Origin of the sequence: Woronichinia naegeliana WA131 (assembly GCA_025370055.1) — a bacterium.
GTDB lineage: Bacteria > Cyanobacteriota > Cyanobacteriia > Cyanobacteriales > Microcystaceae > Woronichinia > Woronichinia naegeliana.
Genome location: CP073041.1, coordinates 797,407 through 809,916, shown reverse-complemented (window position 1 = coordinate 809,916; position 12,510 = coordinate 797,407). Strand labels below are relative to the sequence as shown.

Sequence of the window (12,510 nt, the reverse complement as noted above, 5' to 3'; positions counted from 1 at the left end):
TCACACCCAAACCACATTAAAACTGGCAATTAACGTCTGGGTGCCGTGACGAATATACTCAAATTCTCGCCTTTCTGGTTTGCCAGGTCGCATTGGTTGGGCAGGAGCCTTTCGTTCCAAGGCTTGAATGCCGGTCATCTCATCAATGGAAATTGTCTGTTCTCCCTGTTCTGCTCGCTCCATTGCACTCAGGTAGGTCTGACAAATGTCACTAACTTTCTCATCAAACTCAGGTTCGGGGGGAGGATTTAACCAATATTGCGATTGGTGTGGTTTCAAGTCGGCTTCCGCCAGCAATCGTCCCACATGGCGAGGGGAGATGCTCTCAACAATGCCTTGTTTGAGCATTTCATCCGCCAGTTCCCGCGCTGTCCAATGACTGAGCGGTCGGTCATAATCCGCCGGTGGCTCACAAGCTATCGCAAATAACTGAAGAATCTGCTCTAAGCTAAAGGTCATGGGACCTCCCGGTCGAGGTGCATCCGTTAACATTGGTGTCAACTTAAGCCAAAATGCCTACTCACAAAAGATTAGCCTAAAAGCAGGCGGAAGTAAGAGTAGGCTGAAAAAAAGGTTAGTATATAAAAAAGTGAGCAAAAAACAAATGGCAAGACAACATCCTCGGAGAAAAGGAAACCCAGACTTACGTCGTAAGACAAATCAGCCAGGGGTAGAAATCCCTGAAATAACAAAAGAGTTGTTTGAATTACTAGAACCCACAATGTTTACACCATTAAAATATTTACAGGGAACTCATGAGAAAATGATGAGAGATAGGGTATTAAATTTACCAGTAATGGTGGCATTAGTGTTAAGTATAGTGTATCGTCAAATAGCGGGTATAAGTGAAGCGGTAAGACTGTTAGAGGAAGAGGGATTGCTATGGGTAGCATCATTAAAAGTAAGCAAACAGGCAGTATCAAAAAGAATGATGAATGTGCCAGCCGAAATATTTGCAATATTACTAAAAGAAGTGTTAGAAAAAGCAGCCGAAAAAGGGAAGAAGCTCCAAGTAGGAGAAAAATGGGAAAAAATAAGAGAAAAGTTTAGTGCAGTGTGGATAGCAGATGGCTAAACGCTAGAGCAGGTAAGGAAAAATATGAAAATAAGTAAAGAAGAAAAGAGTAAATTGGGGGGTAAAATAATGATGGTAGTGGAAGCCTTTACCCAAAGACCCGTTACTTTATGGTACACAGAAAATGATAAATCAAATGATAAAATATGGTGTGAAGAATTGGCAGCTAAATTACCAGAAAATGGTTTAATTCTCGTAGATATGGGATTTTTTAGCTTTGTGTGGTTTGATTTGTTAACAGAAGCTAAAAAGTTTTTTCTAACCAGATTTAGAGCGGGTACATCTTACAAAACCAAACAAGTATTGTCTCAAGGTAGTCATTACAGAGATGAGATTATCATTATGGGAAATTACCGTTCTAATCCTTGCAAGCATCCGGTGAGATTAGTCTCAGTATTATGGGGAACAATCTGGTATCAGTATTTAACAAATGTGTTGTCTCCCGAACAACTGTCCGCCGAAGAGGTCTGTGATTTATATCGAAGACGATGGACAATCGAAGAAGCCTTTTTATTAACGAAAAGACTTTTAGGACGGGTGTGACCTTTAGTTGATGAAGGAAAAGAAAAGTGTTAACATGGGATGAAAAGTGACAAAGAGGAAACAATGATGACAGCAAAACTAATTAATGTAGAGGGTTCAAAGATAAAAATAGAACTAACATTAGAACTCAGTCGTTCAATGTTGGATACAGAAATAAATATTCAAAAAGGCTTAAACGAAGTAGGTTGCATCGCCAGCAAAGAAGCCTTGAAATATTTAGATACAGATGGTTCACCCTTAAAAATCGGTGAAGAAATCTGGAAGAGTAAGGGAGAGCAACCGAAAGAATATCAAACACCTTATGGTGAGGTTATAGTGAATCGTCATGTATATCAGCGTTCACCTTTGAGGAAAAACGTATTGCCCCTTAGAAAGAGAAGCAAGGATAATCATAACATCAACGCCATTATTGGCAAAACAGGTATCCTCAAAAATGTCAGGGATGGCAGGCAAAGAGGTGAAAAATGATTTATTAGAAAATCATGGTAGAAAAGTAGCGCTATCCTATATCCAAAGATTGAGTGAAGCAGTAGGAAGTGTGGTACAGGCAAAAGAAGAAGCGTGGAGTTATGCCCCGCCCAAGGAGGATAGCCAAATTGCAACAGTGGGAATAGGATTAGATGGAACCTGTATGCTGATGTGTGAGGATGGCTACCGTGAAGCAATGGTGGGAACCGTTTCCCTATACGATAGTGAAGGCGAACGTCAACATACAATCTATCTAGGTGCGGCACCAGAGTATGGAAAAAAGAGTTTTCTAGAAAGATTAGAAAGAGAAATTGAGCGAGCGAAAAACCGTTATCCAGAGGCAACATTGGTCGGGATAGCAGACGGGGCAGAATCAAATTGGAAGTTTTTAGAAAAGCAAACGGAAGAACAGATATTAGATTTCTATCATGCCTCTGGTTACTTAGGTGCCTTGGCAGAAGCGTTGCATCCGAATACCGTGTCAAAACAAAAAGAATGGTTGACTGAAAATTGTCGAGAACTCAAGCATGAAAAAGGAAAAGCAGGAGAACTGCTAAATCTGATGAAAGAAGTCAAAGAAGAAAAAAGTCATTCTAAGAATCTTACCGAGAAACTACAAGCGGCGATTACTTATTACGAGAATCATCAGCATCAAATGGATTATGCTGAATACATAGAGAAAAAGTATCCGATTGGTTCAGGTGTTACGGAAGCAGCTTGTAAGACGTTGGTCAAACAACGATTATGTTGTTCAGGGATGCGATGGAAGGAAAAAGGAGCAGGAATTATTTTGAGCCTACGAGCTTTGGTATTGACCAAGGAACGATGGAGTCAATTTTGGGCAAAACTTGATCAATATGGGTTCCCTGTAGAACCCTGATTACAACAGCTTTTATCAACTAAAGGTCGCACCCTTTAGGACTAGCCTATTTATGGGTAGGGAATAAGAATGGTGTCCAAATCCAGATTATTTGCACTTTGATTTTCTATACGGTCTTAAATCAATTGGTAGGGGAAGTGGCGATTGCTCTAAATCAACCGAAAGAAAAAATCTCAGTAGAGATGGTGTTTCGGAGTCTATACTATGTAGCGAAGGCTATTGCTAGAGGAGAAAAGCCTGATACAGTAACCTATCTGGCTGAACGTGCTAAGTTATTTGGTTTGGTCAAAGCTGAGAGAAAGCGACATCGAGAAAAGGCCGCTCTCAATCAACAAATTTGGGAACCCATTCCTTTAAGTTGACACGGATGATCCGTTAATCGCTCCACCACCGACAGGGGCTTGCCACTCAGCTCTAGCCAACAATTGCGCCATAGTCGGGCCATATCTCGACTGATGTTAAGGGCGCGACCAATCTCTCGATGATTCTGTCCAGCATCGGCTTGTAGAATAATCTTGGCTCTGAGGACAATTTGCTGGGAAGTACTGTGCCGATTGACCAAATGTTGCAGTTGCTCTCGCTCCAGTTCGCTTAGGTGCAGTGGCGTTGGTGCTAATCTAGGCATTGTCCTATCCTCTGTTTTAAGTTCTCCCTAAATAGGGCTTGCTGAAAAAGTCAAAAAACGAAAGAAATGTGGGTTAGGGAAGTATGGACTGAAAAAGCATAGATAACTTATCCTTATGGAAACAAATCAAAATACAGATTTTGTTTAATCTATTGTTCCTTTCTGTCTAAAAAGGTCAACACAAATCACTCCTCACAAAAGAGAGGAAAATTAACACCATTTTTCACAAGAAAAACGACTCTACAACTTTTTACTTTTTGTCTTCTGAAGTAGAGTAGAAAGATTCATTACCAAAAAGTTCATCGCAATTACCGTTTTCGAGGTCTCAGGTAGTTTGGCCATCACTCGACCAAGACTAAATTTCCTCTTTCCCTGTCCGAATTTACCCTCAATGGCATTACGCACTCTTTCATCTGAGCGTGCCTCTTTCTTTTTTTCTTTGCTCACCTCTTTCGGCGGTCTTCCCAATCGGGGACCACTCATTCTTATATCCCTTTCTTTACAATAAGCTCGATTCGCTTTTGTTCGATAGATTTTATCCACATGAACCGATTCCGGATAACATCCTGTTTCCCTTTTATATTGGGTTCGGGAGCATCCCAAATTTGCAGTAAGTATAAATGCTTAGTTACAAAGAAGGGAAAAGGGGATAATCTAAAAAGTTATAAAAATTGGAGTACAAAAAATGAACGTTGAAGATAAGCAAAAATTAGACGACCATCTCAAAGCTATCGCAGAAATCATGGTCAGAAATACGCAAAAAGAAGACTTGAAAAGCTTTGAAAGTATAGAACTAGCAGTACGAGAGCAAATGTTGACGGTCGTAAGTCCAGCTATTGGCCGTTTTTTTTGTGAAACAGCAACAGGAACAAAAGCAGGAAGAGAAAGAACAGTGGACAGTATTATCGGAAAAGTAAAAATTACAGAAAAACAGGCGAAAAAGCTAGGGTTAGAAAAAAATAAACAAGTGAGTCCTTATTTAGAAAAATGCTGCTTAAATATTGTAGCCTGTGAGTCATTTGAGAGAGGAGAAAAAACAATCAAGATGACGACGGGAATGTCCATCTCAAAAAGCAGTCAACACCGATTAGCATTAGGGTATGAATTTCAAGAAGCTCAAGGTAAAGGGAAAATAGAAAGTCTAAGCATAGATGGCGGAACAGTAAGAATACGAACGAGCGTAGGCGAAGAAAGTATCTGGAAAAATTATAAAGCAGTAAGCTTACATGGTCAGGTATGTGCGGCATTTTTTCAAGCGCAGGAAGAATTAATCGCTTGGACAAATAATCAACCATTAGCGAGAGTAGTAACTTGCTTAGGAGATGGACATGATGGGATTTGGAATCTGATAGAAAAGATAAGGGATAAAGACGAAAGAAGGGAAGTATTGGATTGGTATCACTTGGTGGAAAATATCCATAAAGTGAAAGTTTCAAAAAAGGTAAAGAGGCAAATAGAGACGTACTTATGGCAAGGGGAGCAAGATTCAGCAATTAAAGAATTGAACGGTTCAAAACAAAAGGAAGCAATTAACTTCATCAATTATATGAAGAAACATGAAAGCAGAATGCCAGATTATGGACTCTATCAAGACTTAGGTATCTGCATTGGCTCAGGAAGTGTAGAGTCAAAAATCAAACAAATTGGCAAGAGAATACAAATAGCAGGGGCTTGTTGGAAGTCAGAAAACGTTCCTCAAATATTGAGATTACGCTGTGCTTATCTCAATGCATTGGTGTCAACTTAAGCCAAAATGCCTACTCACAAAAGATTAGCCTAAAAGCAGGCGGAAGTAAGAGTAGGCTGAAAAAAAGGTTAGTATATAAAAAAGTGAGCAAAAAACAAATGGCAAGACAACATCCTCGGAGAAAAGGAAACCCAGACTTACGTCGTAAGATAAATCAGCCAGGGGTAGAAATCCCTGAAATAACAAAAGAGTTGTTTGAATTACTAGAACCCACAATGTTTACACCATTAAAATATTTACAGGGAACTCATGAGAAAATGATGAGAGATAGGGTGCTAAATTTACCAGTAATGGTGGCATTAGTGTTAAGTATAGTGTATCGTCAAATAGCGGGTATAAGTGAAGCGGTAAGACTGTTAGAGGAAGAGGGATTGCTATGGGTAGCATCATTAAAAGTAAGCAAACAGGCAGTATCAAAAAGAATGATGAATGTGCCAGCCGAAATATTTGCAATATTACTAAAAGAAGTGTTAGAAAAAGCAGCCGAAAAAGGGAAGAAGCTCCAAGTAGGAGAAAAATGGGAAAAAATAAGAGAAAAGTTTAGTGCAGTGTGGATAGCAGATGGCTCAACGCTAGAGCAGGTAAGGAAAAATATGAAAATAAGTAAAGAAGAAAAGAGTAAATTGGGGGGTAAAATAATGATGGTAGTGGAAGCCTTTACCCAAAGACCCGTTACTTTATGGTACACAGAAAATGATAAATCAAATGATAAAATATGGTGTGAAGAATTGGCAGCTAAATTACCAGAAAATGGTTTAATTCTCGTAGATATGGGATTTTTTAGCTTTGTGTGTTTTGATTTGTTAACAGAAGCTAAAAAGTTTTTTCTAACCAGATTTAGAGCGGGTACATCTTACAAAACCAAACAAGTATTGTCTCAAGGTAGTCATTACAGAGATGAGATTATCATTATGGGAAATTACCGTTCTAATCCTTGCAAGCATCCGGTGAGATTAGTCTCAGTATTATGGGGAACAATCTGGTATCAGTATTTAACAAATGTGTTGTCTCCCGAACAACTGTCCGCCGAAGAGGTCTGTGATTTATATCGAAGACGATGGACAATCGAAGAAGCCTTTTTATTAACGAAAAGACTTTTAGGACTAGCCTATTTATGGGTAGGTAATAAGAATGGTGTCCAAATCCAGATTATTTGCACTTTGATTTTCTATACGGTCTTAAATCAATTGGTAGGGGAAGTGGCGATTGCTCTAAATCAACCGAAAGAAAAAATCTCAGTAGAGATGGTGTTTCGGAGTCTATACTATGTAGCGAAGGCTATTGCTAGAGGAGAAAAGCCTGATACAGTAACCTATCTGGCTGAACGTGCTAAGTTATTTGGTTTGGTCAAAGCTGAGAGAAAGCGACATCGAGAAAAGGCCGCTCTCAATCAACAAATTTGGGAACCCATTCCTTTAAGTTGACACGGATGATCTCAATGAAGCTATTGCCTGAGTACTTTTACTCATTGCAAATCTGGGATGCTCCCCTACCCATTTTATATTCTTCTATTCGCGCTTGTAAATCTCCCGATTCGTTGTAATTATCCCAACTTAATTTGTCTAAGAAGACAAAGCCATTCACATTACTTGCCGATATTTTAGCTCCAAACTCTACTGCTTTTCCCGCTTTTCCACGCACTATTGGACGCACGTGAGGTTGGCTTACACTCACAATTCTGTTTTCTACTTTATTTGTCTTTTTTTCATACATTTCTAACTGTTGCTCATACACTTTTCCTATCGTTACAAGCTCTTCTTGCTCTTTTTTCGTTAGTTTTTCTAACTTTGCTCCCTCTTCTATCATTTTTTCTATATCAGACAAGTTTCTTTTTATATATCCTAGTTGTTTTTTTGTTCCTTTTCTTCTTTCTTTTTTTGACACACGACGTTTTTTTGCTATGGCTAAGTACTCTTTTCTTGCCACTTCCCTATAAGTCCTCGGCTTTTCTTTCCTTTTCTCTTTTATTTCTTCATACAGCTTATCTATTATTTTTTCTGTTTTTTCTCTGGCATCATTCAATATTCCTATATCCGTTGGATATTTTATATCTGCTGGTGTACAAGTCGCATCTAACAATAACTTTCCTTCATTTTCTTTTTTTTCTGACGCTACACCCGTCGCTTTTTTTTCTATTTCTTTATTAATTTTATTTATTAATTCTATTCCTATTTTTTTACGAAAATGAACCATCATTGACGCATTAAATGCTTCTTTGCTACTATAGCTTTCCATTCCTATAAAGTACTGTAAATAAGGGTTCTCTTTTATTTGTTCTACTGTTTCTCTGTCACTTTTTCCTGAAATTTCTTTGATAATTAATGCTCCTAATGCCATTCTAAATGATTTGGCTGGGGCTCCTTTTTTTTCTGTGAAGTTTTTTGCATATTCTTCCTCATATTCTTCCCAGGGAATCATTTTTGACATTTCTATCCAACGATTTTCTTCGTCTAACTGCCCGCCGAACAGATTTTTCAAGTTTTCTGGTGTTTCAATTGAGTACTGTTGCTTTCGGTACATCTGCTTTCTCTCTTCTTAATGCAATGGTTTTGAGGCATTCTACCCTATTTTCGTGCATTCTAGCGGTTCTTAATTCGCCTACTATTTTTCTCCGTAAAGGTTTCAGCTTTTTTCAGCAAGCCCTACTTAGGTGCCTTGGCAGAAGCGTTGCATCCTAATACAGTGTCAAAACAAAAAGAATGGTTGACTGAAAATTGTCGAGAACTCAAGCATGAAAAAGGAAAAGCAGGAGAACTGCTAAATCTGATGAAAGAAGTCAAAGAAGAAAAAAGTCATTCTAAGAATCTTACCGAGAAACTACAAGCGGCGATTACTTATTACGAGAATCATCAGCATCAAATGGATTATGCTGAATACATAGAGAAAAAGTATCCGATTGGTTCAGGTGTTACGGAAGCAGCTTGTAAGACGTTGGTCAAACAACGATTATGTTGTTCAGGGATGCGATGGAAGGAAAAAGGAGCAGGAATTATTTTGAGCCTACGAGCTTTGGTATTGACCAAGGAACGATGGAGTCAATTTTGGGCAAAACTTGATCAATATGGGTTCCCTGTAGAACCCTGATTACAACAGCTTTTATCAACTAAAGGTCGCACCCCTTCGTATTCTCTGCTAATCCTTAGCTGGTAAGAGTTTCAGTCCTTCAATTAGACTGAACCAGTACCGAGGCTAAGAACTGTTTACAAAACTAATCTCTATATCGCTCAATGCGAAGGGGATGATCGGGTTTGGCTGCTAAACCAAATTTTTGTAGGAGTTGAACAATTCCCAGGGCAACGATTAAGCCCATCAGCAGTCCCGATGTCAACAAAATTAAAAACCATTTTCGGGCTTGCTTTTGAGCGGCCGCTTTCCGTTCAGGGGAAAGATCTGAAAAGTCTCGCTCTTGCTGAAGGGGGGAATTGCCGTTATTGGAGGGAGGAGGAAAAACCATAATGATCTGCCAGTGACTTACTGTATTTTATCTGACTTGAGGACTTATTTTTAAATCAATTTTAATTAGGGCTTGCTGAAAAAGTCAAAAAACGAAAGAAATGTGGGTTAGGGAAGTATGGACTGAAAAAGCATAGATAACTTATCCTTATGGAAACAAATCAAAATACAGATTTTGTTTAATCTATTGTTCCTTTCTGTCTAAAAAGGTCAACACAAATCACTCCTCACAAAAGAGAGGAAAATTAACACCATTTTTCACAAGAAAAACGACTCTACAACTTTTTACTTTTTGTCTTCTGAAGTAGAGTAGAAAGATTCATTACCAAAAAGTTCATCGCAATTACCGTTTCCGAGGTCTCAGGTAGTTTGGCCATCACTCGACCAAGACTAAATTTCCTCTTTCCCTGTCCGAATTTACCCTCAATGGCATTACGCACTCTTTCATCTGAGCGTGCCTCTTTCTTTTTTTCTTTGCTCACCTCTTTCGGCGGTCTTCCCAATCGGGGACCACTCATTCTTATATCCCTTTCTTTACAATAAGCTCGATTCGCTTTTGTTCGATAGATTTTATCCACATGAACCGATTCCGGATAACATCCTGTTTCCCTTTTATATTCTTCTATTCGCGCTTGTAAATCTCCCGATTCGTTGTAATTATCCCAACTTAATTTGTCTAAGAAGACAAAGCCATTCACATTACTTGCCGATATTTTAGCTCCAAACTCTACTGCTTTTCCCGCTTTTCCACGCACTATTGGACGCACGTGAGGTTGGCTTACACTCACAATTCTGTTTTCTACTTTATTTGTCTTTTTTTCATACATTTCTAACTGTTGCTCATACACTTTTCCTATCGTTACAAGCTCTTCTTGCTCTTTTTTCGTTAGTTTTTCTAACTTTGCTCCCTCTTCTATCATTTTTTCTATATCAGACAAGTTTCTTTTTATATATCCTAGTTGTTTTTTTGTTCCTTTTCTTCTTTCTTTTTTTGACACACGACGTTTTTTTGCTATGGCTAAGTACTCTTTTCTTGCCACTTCCCTATAAGTCCTCGGCTTTTCTTTCCTTTTCTCTTTTATTTCTTCATACAGCTTATCTATTATTTTTTCTGTTTTTTCTCTGGCATCATTCAATATTCCTATATCCGTTGGATATTTTATATCTGCTGGTGTACAAGTCGCATCTAACAATAACTTTCCTTCATTTTCTTTTTTTTCTGACGCTACACCCGTCGCTTTTTTTTCTATTTCTTTATTAATTTTATTTATTAATTCCATTCCTATTTTTTTACGAAAATGAACCATCATTGACGCATTAAATGCTTCTTTGCTACTATAGCTTTCCATTCCTATAAAGTACTGTAAATAAGGGTTCTCTTTTATTTGTTCTACTGTTTCTCTGTCACTTTTTCCTGAAATTTCTTTGATAATTAATGCTCCTAATGCCATTCTAAATGATTTGGCTGGGGCTCCTTTTTTTTCTGTGAAGTTTTTTGCATATTCTTCCTCATATTCTTCCCAAAGAATCATTTTTGACATTTCTATCCAACGATTTTCTTCGTCTAACTGCCCGCCGAACAGATTTTTCAAGTTTTCTGGTGTTTCAATTGAGTACTGTTGCTTTCGGTACATCTGCTTTCTCTCTTCTTAATGCAATGGTTTTGAGGCATTCTACCCTATTTTCGTGCATTCTAGCGGTTCTTAATTCGCCTACTATTTTTCTCCGTAAAGGTTTCAGCTTTTTTCAGCAAGCCCTAATTAGATTAAACAGTTGATAATCTTTAGGATCCTATTTCAAGATAAGAGCTACAACCAACTTAAATCATCGGGAAATTGAGGAATGGAATTGATCAATTTTTGGGTATAGACACTTTTGGGTTGACTGATAATTGTCTGAGCGGCATCGATCGCCTCTGCCAATTTACCTTGATTCATAACCATAATGCGATCGCTCATAAAGCGCACCACACTGAGATCATGGGAGATAAAAATATAGGTTAATTGAAACTCTTTCTGAAGATCCTTGAGTAAATTTAAAACCTGAGCTTGCACAGAAACATCCAGGGCAGAAACCGACTCATCACAGATAATAAAACGAGGATTTAAGGCTAAAGCTCTGGCAATACAAACCCGTTGTCGTTGACCACCAGACAATTCATGGGGATAGCGATCAAACCATTGGGGATCTAAACCCACTCTTTCTAACAGATAGGTAACTCGTTCTCGGCGTTTAGCATCATTGCCGCCCATTTGATGAATAATCATCGGCTCTAAAATCGCTTTGCCAATACTAATACGTGGATTGAGAGAATTGTAGGGATTTTGAAAAATAATTTGCATTTCTCGCCGTAAATTCCGCAGCTTTTTATCTCCTGACTTAAGCTTAGAAAGCGATTCACCTTGAAAATTAATATTACCCTGTTGAGAGGGAATGAGCCGCAAAATTGTTCTCGCTAAGGTTGATTTACCACAGCCCGATTCTCCAACTAGTCCTAAAGTTTCCCCAGGAAAAACTTGAAAACTAACATTGTCAATCGCTTTAAAAGCCTTTTTCTTGATCAAAAAATTGGGTTGAGCAAATTCTACGGTCAGATTTTCTACTGATAAGAGAGGGGTTTGTTGGCAAAGAGAGGCTAAACGAGTTGCTTCCTCCTCAGGGGGAATAATACGATAGGAGATTGCTTCTTTCGTATTCATAAAATCGGCAATTGTTGGCAATTTAGCCAGTTGAGGTTGAAGGCGCGGACGACAGGCCAATAAGCCTTTAGTGTAGGGATGTTGGGGATGATAAAGCACTTGTTCTTTACTCCCTTTTTCCACAATTCCTCCCTGATACATGACAGCAACTTGATCGGCAATTTCATTAATCACCCCCAAATCATGGGAAATAAACATCATCGACATATCGCGATCGCTCTTACACAAATCACGAAGAAGACGTAAAATTTCAGCTTGCACGGTCACATCCAAAGCCGTTGTCGGTTCATCGGCAATTAATAAACTAGGATTACAGGAAATGGCCATAGCAATCATGACCCGTTGTAATTGTCCACCGGATAGCTCGTGGGGATAGCGTTTCAAAAAACTTGCTTTGCGCTGTTGAATATAGTTTCTAACTTGTTCGCTCACCGGCTCAGAGCTTGATTGCTGAGTTTCTCCTAACTGAATAAATTCTGCTTCTAGATCTTCATCTTGGGGAAGAATACGGACTTCTTGTAAAAGGGCGATCGCTTGATTTTGGGCTTGGAGAGGAGTAACCTGTTGATGAAGTTGAATGGCTTCAATAATTTGAAAACCAATCGTATAAACTGGATTTAAAGAACTCATCGGTTCTTGAAAGATCATGGCAATTTTGCCACCCCGATACTGACGTTTTTCCGACTCATTTAAAGTCACTAAGTTGAGGGATTTTTGATCAGCAATCTTTTCTTGTCCAATCTGTCTCGCCTGGCTAGTATAAAAGTAGATCTCACTATCGGGTGTAACTTTCCCTGGAGGCGGTACTAAACCCATCATCGCTAGGGATGTCACCGATTTTCCCGATCCCGATTCTCCCACCAGTCCCAATACTTGACCGCGATGTAATTGAAAACTAATTCCCTTCACAGCCACCGTCGGTTGAACCTGGCCAAAGGATGAAAATTCTACCTGTAAGTTACGCACATCCAGAATCAGATTACTCATAGCGGGCGCGAAGCGTGCCATTAGCATCGCAGA

At 38.9% G+C, this 12,510-nt stretch carries 9 protein-coding genes and 5 pseudogenes; 7 read left to right on the top strand and 7 right to left on the bottom strand.

What is annotated here, in order from left to right; genetic code table 11:
• Positions 1-459 (bottom strand): hypothetical protein, encoded by a 459-nt coding sequence (locus tag KA717_04265; protein ID UXE62083.1) that lies wholly within the window; start codon positions 457-459, stop codon positions 1-3.
• A gap of 130 nt (positions 460-589) precedes the next feature.
• Here KA717_04265 and KA717_04260 point away from each other — a divergent pair, with 130 nt between their 5' ends.
• The 4 genes and pseudogenes from KA717_04260 (at position 590) to KA717_04245 (ending at position 3,328) form a co-directional block, all read left to right on the top strand.
• Positions 590-1,075, top strand: a complete 486-nt coding sequence (locus tag KA717_04260; GenBank protein UXE62082.1) for a hypothetical protein — start codon at positions 590-592, stop codon at positions 1,073-1,075.
• 24 nt (positions 1,076-1,099) lie between these two features.
• Positions 1,100-1,618: a transposase gene (locus tag KA717_04255; protein ID UXE62081.1), complete on the top strand. Its 519-nt coding sequence runs from the start codon at positions 1,100-1,102 to the stop codon at positions 1,616-1,618.
• A 66-nt stretch (positions 1,619-1,684) separates the two neighbouring features.
• Positions 1,685-2,966: pseudogene (locus tag KA717_04250) on the top strand (ISKra4 family transposase).
• A gap of 35 nt (positions 2,967-3,001) precedes the next feature.
• Positions 3,002-3,328, top strand: a pseudogene (locus KA717_04245) (IS4 family transposase).
• Here the strand turns inward: KA717_04245 and KA717_04240 are convergent.
• Together KA717_04240 and KA717_04235 are read right to left on the bottom strand one after the other, a co-directional pair.
• Positions 3,295-3,591 (bottom strand): helix-turn-helix domain-containing protein, encoded by a 297-nt coding sequence (locus tag KA717_04240; protein UXE62080.1) that lies wholly within the window; start codon positions 3,589-3,591, stop codon positions 3,295-3,297. The pseudogene KA717_04245 and the gene KA717_04240 sit on opposite strands and share 34 nt — an antisense overlap.
• A gap of 240 nt (positions 3,592-3,831) precedes the next feature.
• Positions 3,832-4,161 (bottom strand): annotated as a pseudogene (locus tag KA717_04235) (transposase).
• 115 nt (positions 4,162-4,276) lie between these two features.
• Here KA717_04235 and KA717_04230 point away from each other — a divergent pair.
• Both KA717_04230 and KA717_04225 read left to right on the top strand, forming a co-directional pair.
• Complete coding sequence (locus tag KA717_04230) at positions 4,277-5,338, top strand: ISKra4 family transposase (protein ID UXE62079.1); 1,062 nt, start codon at positions 4,277-4,279, stop codon at positions 5,336-5,338.
• 98 nt (positions 5,339-5,436) lie between these two features.
• Positions 5,437-6,762: an IS4 family transposase gene (locus tag KA717_04225; GenBank protein ID UXE64546.1), complete on the top strand. Its 1,326-nt coding sequence runs from the start codon at positions 5,437-5,439 to the stop codon at positions 6,760-6,762.
• Positions 6,763-6,835: 73 nt separating this feature from the next.
• Here KA717_04225 and KA717_04220 read toward each other — a convergent pair.
• Positions 6,836-7,858, bottom strand: a pseudogene (locus KA717_04220) (IS5 family transposase).
• 135 nt (positions 7,859-7,993) lie between these two features.
• On the opposite strand from KA717_04220, the gene KA717_04215 reads away from it, so the two are divergent.
• On the top strand, positions 7,994-8,422 hold the full coding sequence (locus tag KA717_04215) for a hypothetical protein (protein UXE62078.1): 429 nt from the start codon (positions 7,994-7,996) through the stop codon (positions 8,420-8,422).
• A 124-nt stretch (positions 8,423-8,546) separates the two neighbouring features.
• Here the strand turns inward: KA717_04215 and KA717_04210 are convergent, their stop codons facing one another.
• The 3 genes and pseudogenes from KA717_04210 to KA717_04200 all read right to left on the bottom strand — a co-directional run bounded on the left by KA717_04210 (position 8,547) and on the right by KA717_04200 (position 12,477).
• Positions 8,547-8,792: a hypothetical protein gene (locus tag KA717_04210; GenBank protein ID UXE62077.1), complete on the bottom strand. Its 246-nt coding sequence runs from the start codon at positions 8,790-8,792 to the stop codon at positions 8,547-8,549.
• Between the two features lie 295 nt (positions 8,793-9,087).
• Positions 9,088-10,425 (bottom strand): annotated as a pseudogene (locus KA717_04205) (IS5 family transposase).
• Positions 10,426-10,599: 174 nt separating this feature from the next.
• Positions 10,600-12,477 (bottom strand): ABC transporter ATP-binding protein, encoded by a 1,878-nt coding sequence (locus KA717_04200; GenBank protein ID UXE62076.1) that lies wholly within the window; start codon positions 12,475-12,477, stop codon positions 10,600-10,602.
• Positions 12,478-12,510: the final 33 nt, after the last annotated feature.

Coding starts and splice junctions, on each gene's coding strand:
- KA717_04240 (UXE62080.1), bottom strand. CDS start 3,591: ATGCCTAGATTAGCACCAACGCCACTGCACCTAAGCGAACTGGAGCGA.
- KA717_04255 (UXE62081.1), top strand. CDS start 1,100: ATGAAAATAAGTAAAGAAGAAAAGAGTAAATTGGGGGGTAAAATAATG.
- KA717_04230 (UXE62079.1), top strand. CDS start 4,277: ATGAACGTTGAAGATAAGCAAAAATTAGACGACCATCTCAAAGCTATC.
- KA717_04210 (UXE62077.1), bottom strand. CDS start 8,792: ATGGTTTTTCCTCCTCCCTCCAATAACGGCAATTCCCCCCTTCAGCAA.
- KA717_04200 (UXE62076.1), bottom strand. CDS start 12,477: ATGAGTAATCTGATTCTGGATGTGCGTAACTTACAGGTAGAATTTTCA.
- KA717_04225 (UXE64546.1), top strand. CDS start 5,437: ATGGCAAGACAACATCCTCGGAGAAAAGGAAACCCAGACTTACGTCGT.
- KA717_04265 (UXE62083.1), bottom strand. CDS start 459: ATGACCTTTAGCTTAGAGCAGATTCTTCAGTTATTTGCGATAGCTTGT.